Annotated in this window: 20 protein-coding genes and 1 pseudogene; 6 read left to right on the top strand and 15 right to left on the bottom strand. The window is 49.9% G+C overall.

Translation table 11 applies throughout. From position 1 onward, the window contains the following. Nucleotides 1–194 (bottom strand): annotated as a pseudogene (locus A6395_RS13170) (hypothetical protein); the annotation flags it as partial. Between the two features lie 161 nt (nucleotides 195–355). On the opposite strand from A6395_RS13170, the gene A6395_RS13165 reads away from it, so the two are divergent. Then, a complete protein-coding gene (locus A6395_RS13165; RefSeq protein WP_071399380.1) occupies nucleotides 356–1,792 on the top strand; it encodes a recombinase family protein in 1,437 nt (478 codons plus the stop codon). Between the two features lie 9 nt (nucleotides 1,793–1,801). On the opposite strand, the gene A6395_RS13160 is transcribed toward A6395_RS13165, so the two are convergent. The 11 genes from A6395_RS13160 to A6395_RS13110 form a co-directional block, all read right to left on the bottom strand. Then, the gene (locus tag A6395_RS13160; RefSeq protein WP_252100544.1) at nucleotides 1,802–2,140 is read right to left on the bottom strand and encodes a helix-hairpin-helix domain-containing protein; all 339 of its coding nucleotides are present in this window, start codon (nucleotides 2,138–2,140) and stop codon (nucleotides 1,802–1,804) included. 23 nt (nucleotides 2,141–2,163) lie between these two features. Beyond that, entirely contained in the window at nucleotides 2,164–2,751 is a 588-nt protein-coding gene (locus A6395_RS13155; RefSeq protein WP_070327700.1) for a Maf family protein, read from the bottom strand. Nucleotides 2,752–2,888: 137 nt separating this feature from the next. Beyond that, nucleotides 2,889–3,596 carry a hypothetical protein gene (locus A6395_RS13150; protein ID WP_071399379.1) on the bottom strand — a complete coding sequence of 236 codons (708 nt, stop codon included), beginning with the start codon at nucleotides 3,594–3,596 and terminating at the stop codon, nucleotides 2,889–2,891. Further along, the gene (gene pilM, locus A6395_RS13145) at nucleotides 3,593–5,194 is read right to left on the bottom strand and encodes a pilus assembly protein PilM (protein ID WP_071399378.1); all 1,602 of its coding nucleotides are present in this window, start codon (nucleotides 5,192–5,194) and stop codon (nucleotides 3,593–3,595) included. The genes A6395_RS13150 and pilM overlap by 4 nt, the downstream gene beginning before the upstream one ends. Before the next feature lie 12 nt (nucleotides 5,195–5,206). Beyond that, the gene (locus A6395_RS13140) at nucleotides 5,207–5,959 is read right to left on the bottom strand and encodes a prepilin peptidase (protein WP_084813076.1); all 753 of its coding nucleotides are present in this window, start codon (nucleotides 5,957–5,959) and stop codon (nucleotides 5,207–5,209) included. A gap of 89 nt (nucleotides 5,960–6,048) precedes the next feature. Further along, nucleotides 6,049–6,528, bottom strand: a complete 480-nt coding sequence (locus A6395_RS13135; protein ID WP_071399377.1) for a prepilin-type N-terminal cleavage/methylation domain-containing protein — start codon at nucleotides 6,526–6,528, stop codon at nucleotides 6,049–6,051. Between the two features lie 140 nt (nucleotides 6,529–6,668). Beyond that, nucleotides 6,669–7,886, bottom strand: coding sequence for a type II secretion system F family protein (locus A6395_RS13130; protein WP_071399376.1), 1,218 nt, complete (start codon nucleotides 7,884–7,886; stop codon nucleotides 6,669–6,671). Nucleotides 7,887–7,890: 4 nt separating this feature from the next. Next, entirely contained in the window at nucleotides 7,891–8,928 is a 1,038-nt protein-coding gene (locus tag A6395_RS13125; RefSeq protein ID WP_084813075.1) for a type IV pilus twitching motility protein PilT, read from the bottom strand. A gap of 4 nt (nucleotides 8,929–8,932) precedes the next feature. Next, complete coding sequence (locus A6395_RS13120) at nucleotides 8,933–10,591, bottom strand: GspE/PulE family protein (protein ID WP_149038983.1); 1,659 nt, start codon at nucleotides 10,589–10,591, stop codon at nucleotides 8,933–8,935. A 1-nt stretch (nucleotide 10,592) separates the two neighbouring features. Further along, nucleotides 10,593–10,874 carry a hypothetical protein gene (locus tag A6395_RS13115; RefSeq protein ID WP_071399375.1) on the bottom strand — a complete coding sequence of 94 codons (282 nt, stop codon included), beginning with the start codon at nucleotides 10,872–10,874 and terminating at the stop codon, nucleotides 10,593–10,595. Continuing rightward, nucleotides 10,871–12,097, bottom strand: a complete 1,227-nt coding sequence (locus A6395_RS13110; RefSeq protein WP_071399374.1) for a G5 domain-containing protein — start codon at nucleotides 12,095–12,097, stop codon at nucleotides 10,871–10,873. The genes A6395_RS13115 and A6395_RS13110 overlap by 4 nt, the downstream gene beginning before the upstream one ends. Before the next feature lie 158 nt (nucleotides 12,098–12,255). Between A6395_RS13110 and A6395_RS13105 the strand changes: the two genes are divergently transcribed. Genes A6395_RS13105 through A6395_RS13095 form a run of 3 tightly spaced genes read left to right on the top strand, consistent with a single transcriptional unit; the run spans nucleotide 12,256 to nucleotide 14,898 of the window. Then, the gene (locus tag A6395_RS13105) at nucleotides 12,256–12,720 is read left to right on the top strand and encodes a type II secretion system protein (protein WP_071399373.1); all 465 of its coding nucleotides are present in this window, start codon (nucleotides 12,256–12,258) and stop codon (nucleotides 12,718–12,720) included. After that, on the top strand, nucleotides 12,659–13,222 hold the full coding sequence (locus A6395_RS13100; protein WP_252100543.1) for a prepilin-type N-terminal cleavage/methylation domain-containing protein: 564 nt from the start codon (nucleotides 12,659–12,661) through the stop codon (nucleotides 13,220–13,222). Before A6395_RS13105 ends, A6395_RS13100 begins: the two co-directional genes overlap by 62 nt. 20 nt (nucleotides 13,223–13,242) lie before the next feature. Further along, a complete protein-coding gene (locus tag A6395_RS13095) occupies nucleotides 13,243–14,898 on the top strand; it encodes a hypothetical protein (RefSeq protein ID WP_071399372.1) in 1,656 nt (551 codons plus the stop codon). A gap of 41 nt (nucleotides 14,899–14,939) precedes the next feature. Here A6395_RS13095 and A6395_RS13090 read toward each other — a convergent pair whose 3' ends face one another. The 3 genes from A6395_RS13090 to A6395_RS13080 form a co-directional block, all read right to left on the bottom strand. Then, nucleotides 14,940–15,548, bottom strand: a complete 609-nt coding sequence (locus A6395_RS13090) for a hypothetical protein (protein WP_071399371.1) — start codon at nucleotides 15,546–15,548, stop codon at nucleotides 14,940–14,942. Beyond that, nucleotides 15,548–19,288 carry a DUF5057 domain-containing protein gene (locus tag A6395_RS13085; RefSeq protein ID WP_071399370.1) on the bottom strand — a complete coding sequence of 1,247 codons (3,741 nt, stop codon included), beginning with the start codon at nucleotides 19,286–19,288 and terminating at the stop codon, nucleotides 15,548–15,550. Before A6395_RS13085 ends, A6395_RS13090 begins: the two co-directional genes overlap by 1 nt. An 88-nt stretch (nucleotides 19,289–19,376) precedes the next feature. Beyond that, nucleotides 19,377–20,591: a bifunctional folylpolyglutamate synthase/dihydrofolate synthase gene (locus A6395_RS13080; protein WP_071399369.1), complete on the bottom strand. Its 1,215-nt coding sequence runs from the start codon at nucleotides 20,589–20,591 to the stop codon at nucleotides 19,377–19,379. A gap of 114 nt (nucleotides 20,592–20,705) precedes the next feature. Here A6395_RS13080 and A6395_RS13075 point away from each other — a divergent pair, with 114 nt between their 5' ends. Next, nucleotides 20,706–22,148: a protein adenylyltransferase SelO gene (locus A6395_RS13075; protein ID WP_071399368.1), complete on the top strand. Its 1,443-nt coding sequence runs from the start codon at nucleotides 20,706–20,708 to the stop codon at nucleotides 22,146–22,148. Between the two features lie 93 nt (nucleotides 22,149–22,241). Next, nucleotides 22,242–22,685, top strand: a complete 444-nt coding sequence (locus tag A6395_RS13070; RefSeq protein WP_071399367.1) for an ASCH domain-containing protein — start codon at nucleotides 22,242–22,244, stop codon at nucleotides 22,683–22,685. Nucleotides 22,686–22,699 lie beyond the last annotated feature (14 nt).

Below are 22,699 nucleotides of genomic sequence, written 5' to 3'. Positions count from 1 at the left end.
GAGTCAGCATCGTCTTCCTCTTTAAGATATAAAAATCCATCTAAATTGCCCGAACTATTAAATATGACATAAGCTTCTTCATTTGATTTTCTTAGAAACCAATCTTCAAATTCAGAATAATCTTGTTTTAAAGAATCAAAAAATTCTTCTGATAAATCCAAACTAGAAAATTTCACCTTTTTAATTACATCCATGTGTCTTAATTCTCCCTTCGTTTTTCCAATATCAATATAAATTTACCATAGGAAGATTTTTTTCACAAAAATTCATTTATACGAACTTACGTTCTTATTGTATTACTTATTTAACTTTTTTTCAATATTGCATGTAATATATATAGTAGAGGAGGGGCAAAATGATTACAAAAAACAGACGTACTGCATTGTATATCCGTGTCTCGACAGAAGAGCAAGCCATAGAAGGTTATTCTATTTCAGGTCAGCGCGAACGCTTAAAAGCATTCTGCGTCGCACAGAGTTGGGAAACGATTAAGTTTTATGTAGATGAGGGTATCTCTGGACGTTCCACTGAACGACCAGCATTAAAGAAAATGATGAAAGACATCGAGGATGGATTAATCGATGTGCTATTGGTTTATCGACTGGATCGACTTACTCGAAGTGTACGTGATTTACATGACATTTTAGACTTCCTAGAGAAACATAATTGTCAGTTCCGCTCAGCAACAGAAGTGTATGACACCTCGACTGCTATGGGTCGCATGTTTATCACCATTGTCGCAGCAATCGCCGAATGGGAGTCAGCAAACTTGGGCGAGCGCGTTCGACTTGGCCAGATCGAAAAAGCACGACAAGGTGAATGGTCCGCTCCTGCCCCTTATGGATTCAGAAAGAACGATCAAAAACGCCTGGAAATAAATCCAGACGAGATTGAGGCCGTAAAACTTATGGTACGTAAGGTTAAAGAGGGATACAGTTTCCGCCAACTATCAATGTATATGCAGAATACCTCCCATAAGCCACGTAGAGGCTATAAATGGCACATAGCGTCTTTGCTAGACCTACTGCATAACCCAGTGCTTTACGGAGCAATGCAATGGAATGATGAGGTCTATGAAGGCACTCATGAAGGAATCATGAGCAAAGAAGAGTTCATGCAACTCCAGAACATCATTAAGTCACGTCAGCTTCAAAAGAAACGAGAAACGAATTACAACTTTATCTATCAAACCAAGATCGTCTGTCCATCTTGTGGCAATCGATTGAGTTCGGAATGTTCACGCTGGAAAAATAAGAATGGGATGGAGCGATCAGCTAACCGTTATCGCTGCCAGTCATGCGCCTTAGATGGACGAGAGCCGGTAAGCATTTCAGAATATAAGCTAACACTGCAGCTCATTCAGCATATGAATGCTCTAACCTTTGATGAGAATGATCATGAAGAACTCGAGGCCGAGAAAGATAACCTGCAGCTAATCGAGAATGAGATTCGTCGCATTGAACGAGAGCGCGAAAAATATCAGCGTGCATGGGCCTCAGACCTAATCTCTGACACCGAGTTCAAAAATCGGATGGACGACACAAGAAAACGTTACTCGGACTTAGAACGGCAATTAAACGCCTCACAGGATGAAACAACTTTCGGTAATGTTAACCCGGAATATATTAAACAACTATCCAACGAATTCAACCAGAACTACGAGTACCTCACAGATGAGGAGAAGAGAACTTTTGTACAACAATTCATCGAGTCGATCGAACTCGTAGAAGCTTCTTCCCCTACCGCATCTGTTAAAAAGGTTTATGACGTTAAGCTAGTCAGATTTTTTTAGTTTTTATGTCTACTTAAAACAGACGAAATGTTCTTGATTAAGTAGCCGGAGCTCATCACGCAGCAGCTCGTACGCATCCTGCGGCGACCGGATCGTCGGCGACTCTACTTTCGGCTCTTCGACGTAACGGATGCCGATTGTGAACGCCGCGAGCAACTGCTCGGCTTTCTTCTTCGTCATCCCTTCGATTTGACAGAGGTCGTGCACGGACGCCTGTGACAGTGCCCGAAGCGTCGGATATACATCTGACAACCGCCGGGCCGTCGCCTGCGGGTCCCCGCCCCGTCCACCGATTTGAAGCAGTCTGGCAATAGCGGATTCAACACTTCGGTCGAGCACCATAGTCATTCCTTCACCTACTCTCGCATCATTCACAGAAAGCGCGGCGATACCCCGTGACGCTCGAGCGTCTCGACGAGCGGCCGGAGCGGGAGGCCGACGACGTTATAGTAATCCCCTTCGAGCCGTTCGACGAACAAACCGCCCGACCCTTGGATCCCGTAGGCACCGGCCTTGTCATACGGCTCCGACGAATCGAGGTAGCCGTCGAGCCAAGACTCCGGGATGTCGATGAACGTGACGTGCGTCGTCGTGACGAACAAGTCATGCCGGTCTGGTCCGATGATGCTGACGCCTGTGAGCACTTCATGGGTCGCCCCTGACAAATGCTTGAGCATCCGGCGTGCGTCATCGCGGTCGTTCGGTTTCTCTAAAATCGTTCCGTCTAGGACGACGACCGTGTCCGACCCGATCACAATCGCGTCGCGGTTGTCTCGTGCGACGTCCATCGCTTTCTCACGGGCGAGACGTCCGACGTACTCGTCCGGATGCTCACGTCCGTCAGTCCCTTCGATGACGTTTGACGGGATCACCTCGTGCAAAATGCCGGCTTGTTTCAACAACTCGGTCCGCCGCGGCGACATCGAGGCGAGGATGACACGTTTCTGTGTTGTGTTCATTGTATCGACTCCTTCCATACTTTCGAAACGGGCTTCCTTGCCGTTTCACGCTTCTCTGTTGATTGTAGGCAAAGCGTCACCCGAACACAATCCAAGACGCCAAAAAAAACGCCCCTTCTTTTCGAAGGGACGCTCGTTTACGGTGTCGTGTAATCGTACACCGGGATATCTTTTCGTGGGAACGTCTGCGTCGGCACGTAGCGGTCCGGGACAAGTTGATCGAGGTCGGGCCGGTAAAACGCATCGAGTTCGACCGTGAAGTCGAGCGGTGCGGCAGGTTCGGTCGTGTTCGGGCCCGCTTCGGCAGGTCCCGTGAACTGGACGGTCCGTAAAATGTGGACCCGGTTCATCGACTCGACCGACTCGAGGAAGAGGACGAGCGCCTCATACGTCTCCGCTTGGAGCGACACCGTCGAGCGGACGGACGAGGCGTTGACCGGTGTGATCTCGACCGGTTCAGCCGGTTCGGCCGTCTCGCTCACATCGTTCGGTTCCGGTTCGTCGATCGGTTCAGGCACTTCCGATTCGGCGATGAGTCCGTCCGCAAAAGCGATGCTCGTCACACGCACGTCAGACAGCTGGCTCGCTTGCGATAACGTTTCGACGACCGTATCTAGGGCCGGCTCCGTCGGGACGCGTGTCTGCAAGCGCTGCGAGTCGGCGACGTCGACGACTTCGCCTTCTTGGCGCAACAGTTCGAGTTTCGTCTGTTCGAGTGACAGCTCGCGCTCGAGCGCCTTCAATTCACCTTGGTTGATAAAGTACTGGTAGCCGAAGTACGACGGGACGGCGATAGCTGCGAACAAACAAATTGTAAAGATCAAATAAATCGTTGAACGTTTCATTCGCTCACCACCTCCTCATCTTCCTCCGGTTGTTCCGTCTCGCCTTCAGGCGTCTCAGGTTCGGCATCGATAAACGTGAACGTGAACTCTCCGATATAGCGTGGGAGCGGCTCATCTGACGCATTTAGAACCGGTGTCCCCGTATCCGTTTCCGCGTCTTGGTCCGCTTCTGCTTTCGTCTCGGTCGTCACACCGAGCAGTTTGACGTTATCGAACCGCGGATCGTTCAACAGCGCCCGTTGGAACGCGTTCAAGTCAGGCAGCGTCTCAAACTGGGTCCGGACGCTCATGAGCGAACCATCGGCATAGTTGTACGTCAAGACGTAACCTGTCGGCGGCAACTGTTCGGTCAGCGCACGGAGCGCTGGGACCGCCTGCTTCTCTTCAGTCGTCAGCGCGGTCACCGTCTGCTCGAGCGAGATGACTTGCTGCCCTTTCGAGTTCACTTGTTCGGTCTGGTAGATGCGGACGAGCTGTAACTGTTCGTTCACTTGTGCTTTGTCCTGTTCGATCCCATTCACCTCGTAATAAAGATAACCGGTCAGTCCGCCGCCAATCAATAAGGCGGCTAGACTCGCAATGATTGGCCAACGCAGCGTCACGTCGGTCGCGTTGATGAAGTTGGCGTCATGGTCGCGGTCGAGTGTCGCCATCCCGAGAAGCGGCAGCATCTGATGGGTTAGCGGCGTCGCATGCGACAACGGCAACGGGTCTTCGATCCGTTTGACCTGGACCATCGATTCCAGTTCAATCGTCCGGACGAGGTCGTCGAGTTCCGGGACCGTCCCGGAGATGATCAGCTCATCGATTGGGCGTCCGTCCGTACGGAGCGAGTAACGGTAGAAGTCGAGGAAACGAGCGAGCTCGTTCAACCATTCATCGGTTCGATTCGCTAACGCCTCGCTTGAGCCGTTGAACGTATATGTAACGATGCCGTCTGTCGTGTCGGCACGATACGCTAAGTCATTTTCGATGGCACGGATGAAGCGGACCTGTCCTTCCTCGAGGACGAGCAGTTGGTGTGCGAACGGTGTCACGTGCCACAATAGCGTCGACTTGAGCGGGTCGAGCGTCTCGAGTCGAGACACCCCGTTCGCGATCGCGATCGGACGCGGGACAATTTTTTTCAAGGCGAAGCCGCGTTTCTTCATGTAGGCGCGGATCGCTTTCGTCAAATCGACCGAGACGGCATGCAACATGACCTCGGTCTTCATATCCGTCTCGCCGAGCACTTCGTAGTCGAAGGCGACGTCGTCGAACGGCAGGATGATCGAGCTGCCGATTTCCATGAACAAATAGCCACGGATCTCGTCTTTCGGGATATTCGATGGAATCTCGACTTTGCGGGACAGCACTTCCGTCTCCGCCATATCGACGGCACAGACCATCCCTTTTCTTACTTTTATTTTACGGCACAACTCGTCAAAGGCGAGTCCGAACGCGTTCTCGTCTTGAATCAAACCTTCCGCATAGGCACCTTTCGCCAATTGGACGGAAGCGCTTCGTTTAAAGACGCCTTGTTTAATCACGGCCCCGTGGATGCTGAGTGCATCGAACGAGAAGTACGCGACCGTTCCTTTCTCTATAGCCCGGCTCATGCTTGTTTCCCCCTACATCAAATCAAAATACCAATCAAAAAAACGTTCGCTGAACCAAAACGTCAGCATCGTACCGAGTGCGATCGACGGGACGAACGGGATCGGTTGCTTGCGTCCGATCCGTTTCAGTCCGATCAGTAACAGTCCGACGACCGCTCCAATCAAGCTCGCTAAAAATAAGGCGACCAATACGTCACGTGGTCCGAGCACGAGACCGATCACTGTAAACAGTTTGACATCGCCGGCCCCAAGTCCCCCTTTTGAGACGAAAAAAACGGTGGCGAGGACAGAAAATCCAAGCGCGGCCCCGGCGAGCGGGCTCCACCATGTGGCTCCGGACGCATAAGCGAGGACGAGCAGCAGTGGTGCCGCAAATAGAAGAATCACGTTCGGCACGAGCATCGTCGACAAATCTGACATCGCCAATGCGAGTAGCGTCGATAAGAAGACGAACGCGAGCAACGTCGTCCCGGAGAATCCGTACAGCCAAAAGCTATAGCCGTAACCGACCGCCCCGAGCAGTTCGAACAGCGGATACGTCGGCGCGATCCGTCCGCCACAGCCGCGGCACTTGCCGCGTAACAATATGTAACCGAACACCGGGATGAGTTCCCAAGCGGACAAGACGTGTCCGCACGACGGACAATGCGACCGCGGCGTCACGATCGACTGTTTGCGTGGCACGCGGAGCCCGACGACGTTTGTGAACGAGGTGATGATCATCCCGAGCACGATGCTGTAAATGAGTCCAATGAGGTCAACCAAAATTGGTCACTTCCTTACTTGTAAGTATATGCCAAAAACAGAAAACCGGCTAGGCTGAGCGAGAGCCCAGCGCCAGCCGGAAGGAAATATTATAGTGTAGTCGATGAAACTGAAGCTTCAGCAATTGGCGCAGCTTTAGTACCCAAATCTTTAACTCCGTCTACAAAGACAGCGTAAGTATAATTACCATTCGTAGCTTTAGTTACTTTAACACCAGCACCTGTGTAGCTTCCAGTGCCGTATGGATCTTTAGTTTCTTGCATGTAGGATTTCGCGTCAACTTCTTTAGGCGTTCCTGTAGTGGCTACATCGCCGGCAAAAATAAGGACTGTTCCATCAGCTACGTCATTTGAAGCCGTGTAGAGTTTCGCAGCACTAATCATTTGTTTAGCATCTGATTTAACAGCATCCTTCTTCGAGTTCTCGATAATCCCACCGATCGCGACAACGGCGATGGCTGCGATAATCCCTAAAATAACGACGACGACGAGCAACTCGACGAGTGTGAGTCCGCGCTCATCTTTCAATTGTTTCGCATCTTGCCAAATCATTTTCATTTTTTCTAACATGACTGATTCTCCCCTTTTACGTGTTTTGCTGTATTTTGTGCTGGATTCATTACTGTAGTACTAAAATAAGTAGTGCAATTTTACTATACATTCAAAATATGGTGTTGAAAAGTAGTTTATATGCATAAACTAAGAATTTTCTACTGATTTTGGATATCTCCATAAATTTGGAACATCGGGACGACGATGGCGATGACGATGACCCCGACGATACTGGCCAATACGACGATCAACAGCGGCTCGATGATCGACTTCAACCGGTCTGTCGTCGTCTCGACCTCGGTCTCATAAAATTCGGCGACTTCGTTCAACATCGAATCTAAATCTCCGCTTTCCTCACCGACAGCAATCATTTGTGTCATGAGTGGCGGAAAGTTCGGGTTCCGTTCGAGCGGTTCATGGAGCGGGATCCCTTGCGCCATCATATTGCGCGCTTGTCCGAGCCCTTTACGGATGACCCGGTTCGAGACGATCTTCTCCGTGATCTCGATCGCTGACAAGATCGGCACGGCCGCTTGCAGTAAGACGGCCAAGCTTCGTGTCAAGAGCGCGATCTGTGACTTTAGGACGATCGGTCCGAAAATCGGCATCTTCAGCAACAACCCGTCGATCAAGAACCGTTCCTTGTCACGCTTTAACATCCACGAGAACAGGAGGACGCCGAGCAGTGCACCACCGAACAATAACCACCAATAGGCGGCGACGAAGTCTGAGACGGCGACGACGATTCGGGTGATGAGCGGAAGCTCACCGCCAAGCTGTCCGAAAATGGTCGCAAAAGTCGGGACGACGTTCACCATGAGGAAAGCGACGACGCCAATCGCGACAATCGAGACGACGAGTGGATACGTGAGCGCCGAAATGACTTTACGTTTAATATCATATTGTTTCTGAAGTTGGAGCCCGATTTGGTCGAGTGCTTCTTCTAAGTTACCGCTCGCCTCACCCGCGAGTGCCATCGAACTAAAGAAGTTCGAGAACACGCGCGGATGTTTTTTGATCGCTTCCGAAAAGGCAATCCCTTCTCGAAGGTCGTCCTCGACTTGGCTGAGCGTCTTCTTCAACAGCTTTGATTCCGTCTGGACGCGCAAAATCGACGTCGCCCGGACGATTGGGACGCCGGCCCGGATGAGCGTGGCGAACTGGCGGACGTACATGATCAAATGCTCGATCTTGACGCGTTCCGGCAATAAGTTGACTTCCGTGTTCAGTCCGGTCGACTCGAGTTCGGACAAGTCAGTGACGAGAATCGACTCTTGCCGAAGTTTATCTTTGGCTTCCCGGAGCGATACGGCGGTGATCCGCCCTTTCTTGCGCTTCCCGTTCAGCAGTTTTCCTTCGTATTGAAAGATGGCCATAGTCTCACCTCATTTCTTCGCTTGGCACGGCGCTTGGATTGATGACCCCTTGACGGATCAACTGTTCAATCGACATTTCCATCGATTGCATCCCGTTCTGCCGGTTCGTCTGGATGACGGTCGGGAGCTGAAACTCCTTCTCGTTCCGGATCAAGTTGGCGACGGCTGCGTTCCCGATCATGATCTCCATCGCCGCGACCCGACCCTTCGGCACGTCGACACGCGGGAACAGGCGCTGACTGACGACCCCAAGCAACACGTTGGCGAGTTGGGTCCGGATTTGATCTTGTTGTTCGGCCGGGAAAGCGTCGATGATCCGGCTGACGGTCGACATCGCGCTCGACGTATGGAGTGTCGCCATGACGAGATGACCGGTCTCAGCGGCGGTCATCGCCGTCGAGATCGTCTCCAAGTCGCGCATCTCCCCGAGCAAGATGACGTCCGGATCTTGGCGGAGCGCCGCCCGGAGGCCGTTCACGAACTTCATGACGTCCGATCCAATTTCCCGCTGGTCGACGATGCTCTGATCGTGCGAGTGTAAATATTCGATCGGGTCTTCAAGTGTGATGATGCGCTTTCGCTGCGTCCGGTTGATCTCATGGATCATCGCCGCGAGCGTCGTCGATTTCCCAGACCCCGTCGGCCCGGTCACAAGGATCAACCCGTGTGGTTTCTCGATGAGGCGCTTGAGCACCGGCGGTAAATTGAGTTCGTTCAACGTCGGGATTTCCCCGGAAATAGAACGAAACGCGATGGCGATCGTGCCACGTTGATAGTAAGCGTTGACACGGAAGCGCGACACGCGGGGCACGCCGAACGAAAAGTCGAGGTCGCGCTGGTTCTCGAGGCGGCCTCGCATCTCGTCGGTCATGATCTCTTTTAAGTAGCCTTCGATGTGGACGGGGAGCACTTTCTCCTCGCCCATCGTAATCAGACTGCCGTCAATCCGGAAAATCGGTGGCGAACCGGCGGTCAGATGAATGTCTGAGGCACGTTGTTCGACCGCTTTCGTTAAAATCGCTTCGATTGATTGATGGATCATAGGTTCACTCCGTTATGACTGTTCTCAGTATTTCCTCGGTCGTCGTCAAACCTTGAGCGACTTTCTCGAGACCGTCGGCGAGCAAGAACCGGGCACCGGATCGCTTCGCTTGCTCGACCATCTCGGCCTCGGTCGCTTGGTTCATGATCAAACGACGCAATTCTTCATCAATCGGCACGACTTCATGGATGGCGAGTCGCCCACGATAGCCTGTAAAGTTACACGACGAGCACCCGTTTCCGCGGATGACGCGTGTGATCGCCACATGTTCGGCGTCGAACAGTTCTTGTTCCCGTTTCGAGACCGGTTGCTCATGACCACAGTCGCGACAGACGCGGCGGACGAGGCGTTGGGCGACAAGGCCGGACGTTGAAGCCGCGACGAGGAACGGTTCGACCCCCATATCGACGAGGCGGGTGATCGAACTGATCGCCGAGTTCGTATGGAGCGTCGATAAGACTAAATGTCCGGTGAGCGAGGCCCGGATCGCAATCTCGGCCGTCTCGGTATCCCGAATCTCCCCGACCATGACGATGTTCGGGTCTTGGCGGAGGATCGAGCGGAGGCCGGAAGCAAACGTAAGCCCGACTTTCGCATTGACTTGGACCTGATTGATACCGTCAAGTTGATACTCGACCGGATCTTCGACTGTGATGATGTTCTTCGACTCGTCATTTAGTTCTTTGAGCGATGCGTACAGTGTTGACGATTTACCCGAACCGGTCGGCCCTGTGATCAAAATAATGCCGTTCGGCCGCTTCAACATGTCGCGATACAACATCTCGTTATGGTCGCCGAACCCGAGTTTCGTCAAGTCGGTCAACCCTTGTGAAGAATCGAGCACCCGGATGACGATCTTTTCGCCGTACATCGTCGGGAGCGTCGAAACGCGGAAGTCGTATGGGCGATCGCGTAGCGTGTACTTGATCCGACCGTCTTGAGGCAGCCGACTTTCCGTGATGTCTAGATTACTCATCACTTTAAGTCGCGTCAGCATGACGCTTTGAATTTTCTTTGGATAAACCGCTTCTGTCCGTAAATCACCGTCGACACGAAAGCGGACGTGTAGTTGCTTCTCATGTGGATCGAAATGGATATCTGACGCCCGTTGATCGATCGCGCTCAAAAACAGCTGGTTGACGAGCCGAATGACCGGGGCATCGTCGCGCGATGCCGTCTCTTGCCGTTCGAATTCCGGCGCCTCATCTTTTAAAATCTCGATGAGCGAGGCGTCCATTTCGTAATACCGACTGATCGTCTTCCGGATTTGTTCACGTGTCGTGATGTAGACCTCGATATTCATCCCGGTCTGCAGCCGAACGTCATCAATCGCAATCAAATCAAGGGGATCCGCCGTTGCAACGAACAACGTGTTCCCCTGTAATTCGATCGGCATGATGTCGTGCTTTTGGGCAATCGCTTTTGGCACGAGTTTTGTGACGGTCACGTTAATGTCTTGCGAATATAGTGCGATGATTGGTACGTCCAGTTGTTCATGAAGTACTTGAATCAATTGTGTCTCGGTCAAATAGTGCAACCGCATGAGTGCATCGCCGAGTTTTTCGCCTCGCCGCTTTTGGGCGAGCGCCTCGTCGAGTTGCTCGTTCGTAATCAATCCAGCCTCAATCAACATCTCGCCTAATCGTTTTTTCGTTCGTCTCACCTTACTTCACCATCCTCTGAGGTACCTCCTGCTCGACGTCTCGCTGTTCAATGAAGACGCTCAACGCTGCGCCGCCCGCTAAACCGATGACGAGGAGGAGCCAAGCCCACCACGTCCGTTCAAGCGATTCCGCATACAACATATACATACCGAGCGATAACACGGCCACAAGTACCGACACGACGAGTTTCGTCTCGCGCTTCCGTACGTATGGGATTGACAAGGCAAACAGCGTCAACGTGGCCAGCACCCAAAAAGCGAGCAGTATTACATATCCGATCATCCGACTGCCTCCTCGCTAGACGCCGGGACGTCCTCGTCCACCGGCGGTTGCTCTTCAAATTCATTCAATCCATCATCTTTTATATCGTCATTAAACGGATCGTCGTCCAGTGTTTCGTCCGGGAACGTTGGAATGACCGGTTCAACCGGTTCAGGCGGCGGTAGTGGGACCGAACTTTTCGTCACGATCTCCGGTACCGGCTCATAGAAATCAAAGCCCAACAGTTCACGCGTCTCGCCTGCCTCGGTGACACGGATGCGATACAACTTCCCTGACTCTCCAGTTTGACCGGATTGCGTCACCGAAGAACTTCCGGCCGGGAGTGATGGGGAGAAGCGGATCACGTTTTGGTACGGCACGCTTGCGACTTCTTCGACCCGCGATTCGTACGCGCCGACGAACGCTTTCCCGAGCAGTTGCACCGTCATCACGTTCCCTTCATCTAGGACGATGATGGCGTAAGGTGATTGTTCCGTGTTTTGGACGGCGAAGTTCGATCCGGCATCGATTTTGACGTCGTAGCCGAGCTCGATACCGCTTGGAAGCACTTCATGCGGGACACGCTCGAGCACTTTGAACGGAGTCGCCGCAAACAATTTATAAAGCGACGAGCCGAGCGGCGTGAGTGCTTCAAAATCTTCCCCGAACGACTTCAAGCTGAACATGTCGCCTGCATCCATTTCAAATCCGTTCATCCGTTCTAACGCCGAGCGCATTGCCGGCGTCGGACTAATCGTCATCGACGCGACGACCTCGTTCTCTTCTGCGACCATCTCAAGGGCGACGTTCGAATCGAGCTCAGACGCCGAGGCGACGAGCGGTGGGGTCACCATTGTCATCGTGACGGGTTGATTCTCTAAATACGGAGCGATTCGCTCTTCATCGATTGTTGTGATGAGCGGATAGTCCCCTGGTTCGGATATGGCTTCAAGCGTATCGTTCACGTTAAACGTCACGACGTCTTTCCCGACTTCGAGCGCCGTCCCGTCGACGAGCGTGACCGTGAACGGTGCGTTTGCGAAGTCTTTGACGGCATTGTCGAGACGGACGACCGCCTCTTCTTTCGTCATCCCCGATATATCGATCCCGGCGACACGTGTGTCTTTATATGTAGCACTCGTCTTCGCTGACGCGTCGAGATAGTTGACGAGCCCGATTGTCGGTAACGACACGAGCAACACAAGACATGTCAGGATGAAAAAGTGCATCCCATATTGCTTCATTCCAATTCCCCCTATGTAAAAAACTGAGACTTTCGATTTACTATCCGTTCGTACTCTAACTTTAGTATAATATGCATTGGACATAAATTAACATTTATTTAGGTAATCATACGCTTTTTTCCTAGTATTTTATTATATTTGAAAAGGAGGTCAATGCGTTGGCCCGTTCCGAAAAAGGTTTTACGCTCGTCGAAGTACTCGTGTCGATCGTCATTTTATCGATTGTCTCGTTCTCCTTGTTAAACATATTCAGCCAAAGCCTGAAGACGACGAATGATAGTCTGAGTACGACCATCGCCAACCAAGTCGCTCAAAACGCACTGCATACATTAGATCGACGAGCCTCAGCTGTTCAAGAAACGCTTGACTTGAATAAACTGTTGAATCGAAACGGCGTGAGTTCAGAATGTGATTTTTGTTCTGACTATCGGATCCATGGTGAGACGTACGTCGCTACCATCACCCAATTGTCAACGCTGCCGTCAAATACAATCGAAGTCGAGATTTCCGTGACGACCGATCGACTCCGAACACCTGTCACGTTGAAAGGAGTGATTTCGAATGCAACGTTACGTGAGCCGTTCCCTGAAACGGCTGTCCCAGAAAGTGAACTCGTTCAGTAAAGCGTCCGAAGGTTTTACGCTCGTCGAGCTCCTTGTGACCGTCGTCGTTGCCTCGATCTTAAGCGGTGTCATCATCACTGCCTTCATTTCAGGAACGCTCGGTTTTCAATTGACGAGCGAAACGAGCGAACTGCGCAGTGAGGCCGACTATTTAGTCACGTCCATCCTATCCGAAGTCAACCGGAGTGAATTCGATGCCGTCACCGAAGTAGATGACACCTACCAATTCCACCAACTATCCGAACCTCGCATCTCATCGACTGGGATGATTTATCGGGAAGCCGGATACGAACCGATCAGCTTGAACTTATCAGCAGATTCATACGTGCCGAGTAATCCGAACGTCTTACTAGATAACATTACGATTCAACTGATTGAGCCCGTCTATGATCCACGGCGACCGAACTATATGACGAGCGGCTTGATTGAAATCGAGATGAACCTATCGTTGAAGGCAAATCCCGATTCCATTAAAACGTTTAAAAGCTCGATCCCATTTTGAGAAGAAAGGAGGCACCACTTATGCATAAACGAGAAGAAGGTTATGTCCTCGTACTCGTCCTCGTGACGATGGCCGCGCTCGCCGTCTTATCGCTCGCTGCCATGCAAGTGAACTTGGTCACGAATAAGCTGACGGTCATCCGCACGGAAGATACGCAGCTGAACGAAGACGCAAAAAGTGCGCTCAATCTGATTGCGGCGGATGTTCGAAATCGTTTCCCACTTCATGACGCAAATGATGTACCGGCTCATATGGAATCGGAGTCCGCTTTTAATGACGCGATTCAAGGCGCACTCGTCTCAAACGAACCGTTCCTTAATCTCCCGAGCGAGAGCGACAGCGAGATCAGCTATTCAATTCAATTAAAAGAGAATGCGGACGCGAACCTGCTCGATACTGCACCGTTCACGAAGATTTTACAAGTAAACGTCGTCGCGAGCCGACAGACGAATCCTGAGCAACCGCTCCTGTCGGTCGAATACACACAAGACCTTTATTTGACGGCTCTGCCCGCCTTTTTGTATTACGTACTCGGGTCGGATGAGCAGTTGACGGTGAACGGGATGCCGACCGTGAAAGGGAACATCTTCTCAGGTGGGCCATTGACGTTTGACCGGACGGCGAATTATCAGCTGGACGGCGTGGCGAAACGTATAGACAACATTGATACAAGCTTGCTCCATCTCGATGGTCGCATCGACTTGAAGAATCAGAATGATTGTGCAACCTGCAGCAAATCGAACTATTTCACATCTGGCGAAGAGGTGGCTGGTGAATTGCCGGACGCCGGCATATCGACGAGTCAGTTTTCTCCATTCCAATATGACTATTCGATTATTGAATTTTTAAATCGCTATTTGGATCAAAAGCTAAGCTACACGAATACCATCGACGCTTCAATTTTCAATGGTGTTTTGATTCCATCAACAGATCAAGTGTTCGAAGTCGAGCGTATTCTCGCCGAAGACGGTGTGACGGTTATCGAAAGACCTACTCCCTACTTAACCGCACGTACGTATAATGCGTTCACGAACCCAACAATTATCGAATTACCCGCAACGTTAGCTGATCGTGCCATGTATGTGACTGAATCAATTGCGAAAGCATCAGCCCCGTTGCTATTTGACGGAGATTTAGTCATTGAATCGACTGACCGTTTAACGATTGAACGACCCCTTATTGTGAGAGGGAATTTGACGATTCGAGGCAACATCTCGTTTGAATCGACAGTTTACACACTTGGTGATACGTTTATCGATCGGGCCAATATTTTACCGATTGACGAGTCCAAAGGAAACTCTTTGATTTTGCTTTCAAAAGGGAAGATTTTATTGAACCGAATCAATGAGTTCGACGAAACTCCGACGACATTACAGGCGTTTCTGTATAGCGATTCTTCCGAACCGACATACGTCTATGCTGTCGGCTCAATTTTACAGATTAAAGGTGGACTGTATAGTAAAGGTCCGATGAATGTGAACGTCTTTCGTGGAACGTTCAACAGTCAAGATAATCTGAGCCCGGCTGAATACTTCGATAGCCGTATTCCTGCGCACGACGCGTCACAATCACGACTAAAACTTTCGTATAACGATGCAGTCTTCAATCAATTAGATACGTTGCCAGTAACAAATCAACTGCAGTTCTTCGTCAGTCAGCCTGTGCAAATTCGTTAAAATGAAAACAAGGACAATCCGTCACAGGATTGTCCTTGTTTTCATTTGGGTTGATACCCTTTTTTAACCATCGCTTCTAACATCAATTGCTGATTCATTTCCATGACAACCGGTGCGACTTCTTCATATGGCACAATTTCTGTATCCATACGTTCAATCAAGTCTGTAAAGGCCTCCGTATTCCCATCATAGACCGCTTGAATCAGAATATTAGGATGTGTATTTAAAAACGCAACATCAATCCGTTCGTGAGCCAAGCGCCATTTTTCTGGCTCGTCATTCAAGCTATACAACCCTTCTAACAACGTGCTCGAAGGGATTGAAACATCAAGCGGTGCACCGGCCTTCACCATGCGTTCGAATTCTTCAAACGTCATCAAGTCAGCCAAGTAAATCCATTGCTTATCTGTAAGAACTCCACCGTGTTCGTACAAAACAAGCACTGAAGGAACATCGTACTGTTCAACTGCCTTCTCCATCCACTCGGCTTGTACGTTGACGAGCGGTCGCTCTAAAATCGTAGCGAGTTGTTCAGTATCAGCTGTTTGAAGCGATTCATCTACTTGTTTTGTCTGGTAATAGGTATAGCCCCATCCTGCCGCACCAATGAAAACGACGAACAGGATGACACTAATTACTTTCCATTTCATCAATAGTAATCTCCTGCATCTTCCGGTGAACCGGGATTAGGATCTGCGCCTTCACGAACTCGCACATAAAATTCACGATAAACAATTTTCGGCCCATTCGTTCCAGGGAAGAAGCGGCTGACGTCTTCTGTCGCAATTCGTACTTTTGCAAGTCCTGGTTTTTTCAACCGCAGTTTTGTTTGATCCACGATTTCTACGACGTCTGAACCTTCAGCCACCTGCATTCCAAAACCTCGCACGTTTGCTGTACTCGGCAAGAAGACCGGTTCATACGTGTACGGTGAGTTTTCCATGTAAAGCTCGATGTTCGACGCTAGCATGTCTTGCGGGTACTCTTTAACATCAATCATCGCTGTGACGCGTTGAGAAGCAAAGTTCGTGAATGCTCCTGTGACAGGAATCAAGCGCTGCATCGTCCCTGTCCCTTGAACAGCCTGGACAGTCACACCATCAGCTCGTGGCGCACCTAACGTGATTTCACTTGTACCGGATGGAAGCTCCCAACTGACCGGCAATCGGACTGACCCTGTTTGAATAAGAGATAGATTGGTTGATTGTTGAACCAGTGTTCCTTCTGAATCACGGTATACCCATAACGTCGCCTCAGTCGGAGACACACTCAACGCCGGCAGTGAAACCTGTACATTGACAAAGATTGGTGCAACCGGCTGATTCGCCGGTTGATTCACAAGCGATACTTTGACTTGAACCGTTCCTGGTGCGTTTCCGCTCAACTTAAGTTCTTGCTTCGTCTGCTGAACGACGTTGACGGCGTTTTGACCTGAAACGATATCAAATCGGAAGTTCCGATACTCATCATTCGTCGTTTTAATAGACGGTCGAATGATCCCATCTTCACCGACCAACAAATTTAAGTTATTCGCTGAGAACTGCGTTGGCGGATCATCGACAATGATTTCGATCTCATTTGATCGAATCGTTTTCCCCGTCACTGGAGATGTATATTCTACTCGTACTGTCGTCTTCCCTGGCTTCATCCCTTTAATCGACGCACTGTTGTTGACGTAGCTCGGCGTCAACTCTACAGCCGAAGAGCCAATTACCCATTTTAAATCGAGTTTGCGTGCTGTTTCAGGGGTGAGAATAGGTGTCACTTGACGTGTTTCCCCGATATTCAAATAAATCGGGCCCTCGAGCTGCAACCGTTCAATTTCTTTTTCAAGAACAGTCGTATTGACTGAAGAAAGCTTACCAGCCCCTTCTTTCTCAACATCATGCTTGTCCGTACCGTTCGAATTATGGTTCGCTTCAAAAACATAATCAAATGTCCCTCGGTCGAACGTATAGTTTCCTACTTTATTCGCAACAAGCTTAACTTCTACTTTTGTATCATTCACCTTACAGCTTCGATCACCGTTCTGAATGACGCATTGATCTGTAATCGACCCGACAAGTTTATCGCCGACTCGCTTCCATCCTGTTGGTAACGAACTGTCTAGAACTGAATAACCGCTTGGAATCGTTTCTTCAACGTTCACAATCCACGCAAATTCTTTATACGCGTTACCGTTCGGCTTTTGAATAAATGGTACCGAATAGTTCAGGTTGTACGTAAGAGCGATTTGATTCTCGACTTCTGTCGTTAACGGGCTAATCGTCCGAGACACGAACGCAGCCTCCTCAGATTCTAAGACATTGACGACAAAGGATTCAGTCGATGTGATTGCACCTTTAGTACGCTGTTCTTTCGTCTCAATCCGAACGTTTAACTGCGAACCAGCCTGTGCGTTATGTTCATAAAAGAAACCGCTCGTCTCCCCGTTTCGAACACTGGCAAACTTTCCGTTCTCCGCTGGATAAACTTGCTTCTCGTTGATCAAGACACGTGTATCTAAAAAGCGGTCTGCAAAATCATAGTCAAGCGACTTCCATGACAAGTAAAGCGGTTCAATGTCGTATACGCTTGCTTGTCGATCCTGTTCCAGTTGAGGGTTGATCACCTCAATTTTCGGAGCATGGTTCGATCCGATGAAGGCACGGAACATCGTGTTCACAAATATCTCTTTCTCATCTTGCTCGTTAAACGTTTGAACATGACCTGCTCCGGAATATGTCAAGTTTCCAACTGTATACATATAGTAGTGATTGGAACTATCGCCGGCGGTACGGTTGCTTCCGACAAGATTAAACCACGTCGTCAAATCTTCATTTTCTAAATTTAGTGAGAAGTATTGATTATGTGTTGTTTTGACTTTTTTCTTCGCTATTGAACTAGAGCTTATTTTATAAGGATACTCAGTGAATAGCCCTGTCGCGGTTTGAACGACTTCTGTTGAAGGATTTTGAGCATAAATTCCCATATTCGTGTATTCTCTTGTCGCAAAACGTGATGCGAAATTATTCTCCCACATATTTTTCACATTGAATCTGCCACTACTTTCAGTGCGATATAGCATATCGTGCGTAAACATAACTCCACGACCTTGATCCATAAATTCCTTCAATTCTGAATGCGTACATGTATTCGTAAGCCCAGAGATGTATGAATCTTTGAATCCGAATATAATTAAATCTTTACTATAAAACCATTCTTTGTTCTTGTTGAGATTTTGCCCACAGATTCTATCCGTTAGTTGCTTATAACTAATCGTCTCCAAATCAAATTCATATAAATCTCCGTAACTTAGCATTTGATTATTTGTGAACGTATTTTTTAAGTTTCCAGTACTCGCTGTATCTGAAGTATCGGCTGTAACTTGTAGCACTTTTGCCACTGCTTTTTCATCTTTCAGTAAAAAGCGTCCTGTTTTATACGAGTACGTTTTCATGACTGGATCTTTCATGATGATTTTCCAATAACGGGGACTCGTGTAACTCGGCGCATCGATTGTATATGAAAGCGAACCTGTTTGTTTAGCCTGTACCGTTTCAATCCATTCATTTTGAGTGAAGCGATCGTTACTATCAAAATCGATATAAAGCTCGACAGTCGCGCTATCAGATGGCTTGTTATCAAGTGAATAATCAAATTGAATTGCTTTACCACGCACTGCGGGGACAATCGAAGAAGCTGATTTGACATCTACTAAAGAAGTAAGGGTTTTAGCATCTTGTAGGGTTGTCACGCGATTGAATTTATTCGGTTTGTTGCTTGCAAAATAAGTCTGCAAATATTTTTTCGCTTCATCTACCGATTTATAAGTGCGTGCTTCGGTTTGTTTCAATTGATCAAATTGTTTTGGAGAACTATTTTCGTTAACAAATACATCTTCATGAAGTAAAACAGGAATTCCATTAGCAAGTAAATCTTCCTGAATTTGTTTTGCTTTTAACAAAGTTAAATCATTGTCTAGAAATCTTGTATCATGCGATTTTTGAGTAACCGTCCGAATGGCACTAGACCCGTTTAACGAAGAGTCGTATGTGACCGTACTCGAGCTATATTTTGCTTGAGTGCCAGTTGCCCGCGACGGTCCAAATACGACAGCATCATACTTCCCTAATAAGTCTTCTCGAGATGCATTAAACTGTTTAACGGTCATCGTTTCGACCGTATATTCGGCTCCCAAATTTAATTGTGACGGGATGACATATGTCACATCCGTCGTGTTTTTATCTTTTTCTGCAAGATCGGTCAATTCTAAAATCACTGGTTTGACCGGTGTACTCGCTGAAACTTTTGTATAGACCTCAAAGATGGTCGTTATGAGGAGTGAGGCTAAAAAGACGATGGCAACGAGTGCCGCCACGGGTCGTTTCAATCTAGGTTGACTGACCATGCTGCGTTTCCTCCCTGGTGTTGTGAATGGATTTTTTGACATAAGTACTCATACTTATTCATACTCTGAATCCATGGTGAAAACAAGGTCATTTTTGAAAACTTTGGAAATACGTTCTCACTTCACTAATAAAGTAAAGCGACCCCGTCACGACGAGCGTTTTCGTTTGTGGCGAACGCATCCATTCCACCAACCAGCCTGTCCACTCCACATAGTTCGCTCCTGCTTCAACTAGACTCGCTTGCGTCCGTGCCCGCGGAAAGTCGAACGTCGTCTCATAAACGGTCGCGAGCATCCCTAACGATTTGATTATCGCTTCACGGTCCTTATCGGCAAGAGTCGCGACAAGCACGGTGACATTTTCTTCTAGACGAAGTTGCTCACAGAGTGCCGCTACGCCTTCCGCATTATGCGCCCCGTCTAAAATGATCCGCGGCTCTTTTGAGATGATCTCATAGCGCCCCGGATGTTGTGCCGTCTCAAGCCCTGTCAATATCGACTCGGTCTTCCACCCGAGATGACGGGCGACCGCGACGGCGCACGCCCCGTTGTAGGCTTGATGATGACCCGTCAAGCCGAGCGCCGCAGCAGGCAGTCCTTCATATGTAACGGTTGTGTCGGCCCCGCCTTCGATCGACTCGATGAGCGGTGTGACCGCATGCACCGGTGACTCCATCGTCCGTCCTTGTTGTTCGAGCAAAGCGATCAACTGCGCATCGTCCAAACTATGGAACATCGGGACGCCTCGTTTCATGATGCCGAACTTCTCCTTGGCAATCTCTGCGAGCGTATCACCGAGTATACCTTGATGGTCGTGGCCAATCGACGTCACGATCGTCGCGAGCGGTCGCTTCAAGACGTTCGTCGAATCGAGCCGGCCCCCGAGACCGACTTCCCAAATGATAAGGTCCGGTTGCTGTTCATGGAAGTACAGCCACGCCATGACCGTCAGCAGTTCAAACTCGGTCAACGTCTCCGGCGACTCATCGGCACGGTCACGGACACGGTTCGCGATACGGACGAGATCAACCTCGCGAATCGGTTCGCCGTTCAACATGATCCGCTCCTCGAACTGGATGATGTACGGCGAGATGAACGTCCCGACGTTCAACCCTTCAGCGATAGCCATCGCCCGCAAAAACGCGACGGTCGATCCCTTCCCGTTCGTCCCGGCCACGTGAATCGACGGCAATTCGTCAATCTGTAACGTCTCGAGCATCCACTCGACTCGATTCAATCCAGGCTTGATCCCGAACCGCAGTTGTCCGTTCAGCCATTCAAATACGTCTTGTCTTGTCTCCATCTTTAACCCACCCCTGTTCTAACACTTCCCTCCCATCTTACCAAAATTCACGAAGGCCTACGCAGAGAATCGGCTGTGCTATACTCGAAGCGAACAGAGATAGGAGGAATTCAGATGAAAGACACAGGTTGGAACTTTGAAGCGACGTACGTCGAACTTCGTGATACGTTTTACGACCGTGGGCCGATCAACCCGGTCGACAAACCAGAACTCGTCTTATTGAATGAACCCCTCGCCGAGACACTCGGACTCGATATTGATGCATTGAAAGAAGACGTGGCGCTCCTGTCCGGAAACCGGCAGACTGACACGTCGTTCTCGCAAGCGTACGCCGGGCATCAGTTCGGCAACTTCACGATGCTCGGTGACGGACGCGCCCTCTTCTTAGGGGAACACGTCACAGCGAACGGTAAACGGGTCGACGTGCAGTTGAAAGGCTCAGGACCGACCGCATACTCACGAGGTGGTGACGGCCGGGCCGCTATCGGGCCGATGGTACGCGAATATTTGATTAGTGAAGCGATACACGCGCTCGGTATCCCGACGAATCGGGCACTTGCCGTCGTCAAGACTGGTGAGCCGGTCATGCGTCAAGGGCCGAAGCACGGTGCCGTCTTGACCCGCGTCGCCTCGAGCCATATCCGCGTCGGCACGTTCCAATACGCGGCCGCTGCCGGGTCGATCGATGACGTCACCGCCCTCGCCGACTATGCGATCCATCGTCACGACTCAAGTCTCGAAGGTCGTCCTGACCGCTACGAGGCGTTCCTCGGACGCGTCATCGAACGTCAGGCGAAACTGATCGCCGACTGGCAACTCGTCGGCTTCATCCACGGTGTCATGAACACGGATAACACGTTCATCAGCGGCGAAGGACTCGACTACGGCCCGTGCGCATTCATGGATACGTATCATCCAAACACCGTCTTCAGCTCGATCGACCGCGAGGGCCGTTACGCCTACGCGAATCAGCCGTATATCGGGTCGTGGAACTTGGCCCGGCTTGCCGAGACGCTGTTGCCGCTGCTCGCCGACACGCAAGAAGCTGCCGTCGATATCGCCAATCGTTTGTTGAACGATTATACGGAGATTTATAAACAAACGTACTTCACCGGACTCGCCCATAAGATCGGTCTCTACGTCCGAAAAGACGACGATGACGCGCTGACGGACGAACTGCTCCGACTCATGATGGAGACCGAGGCCGACTTCACGAACACGTTCCGCGCGCTCACGCTCGGAGAAACGGAGTCACTTCCGTTCGCGTCGCGTGACGATGGAAAGGCCTGGCTTTCGGCATGGCGTAAACGTCTCGCTGAACAAGCTCTCCCAGACGAAGATGTGACGCGACTCATGCGCCAACACAACCCGGCCGTCATCCCGCGCAACCATCACGTCGAATCAGCGATCATGGCAGCCGAGCGAGGTGACTTCGGTCCGACAACCGCCTTGCTCGACGTGTTGCGTCAGCCGTATGACTACGAAGCCGATTACGGGCGTTACGTCTCGACGGGACCAGAGCGGACGTATCCATATCAGACGTTTTGTGGCACATAAACCATTCCGTTCTTTCGGGATGGTTTTTTTGGTGGGAACCTTTGTTTAATTCTTTCGTAAAGTTGAAGGAATGTATAGAAGGAGGTAACGCTTATGAATGAACAGACGATTTCGTATTGGAATCAATTTTGGGAACAAGATTCTACTCTTCAGCCGGATGATGTCGAAGCTTTTCAATTCGGTGATGACGCGAACCACTTAGCAAAACTTGTCACTTCAGGTCAAAAAACAGCCACATGTTCTGCTTATATCTTATATGAGATTGAGCAAGAACCTCTTCCGTACGTCGGTCAGTACGCCATCGTTCTCGATGCCACAGATCACCCCGTCGCCATCATTCGGACGACAGAAGTCACAATCCAGCCAATGAATGAAATCTCAGAAGATTTCGTATTGTCCGAAGGTGAAGGTGATTACGCGGAGTGGTGGCATGCACACAAGCGGTTTTTTACAGATTTGCTCAGCACGTATCAACGTTCATTTACAGAAGATATGAAAGTCGTCTGTGAACGCTTCGAGGTCGTACATCAAATTTAACATTATTAGGAGAA

The sequence above is a fragment of the Exiguobacterium sp. SH31 genome, assembly GCF_001816105.1.
Classification (GTDB): Bacteria; Bacillota; Bacilli; order Exiguobacteriales; family Exiguobacteriaceae; genus Exiguobacterium; species Exiguobacterium aurantiacum_A.
This window is presented reverse-complemented; position numbering and strand designations above follow the sequence as displayed.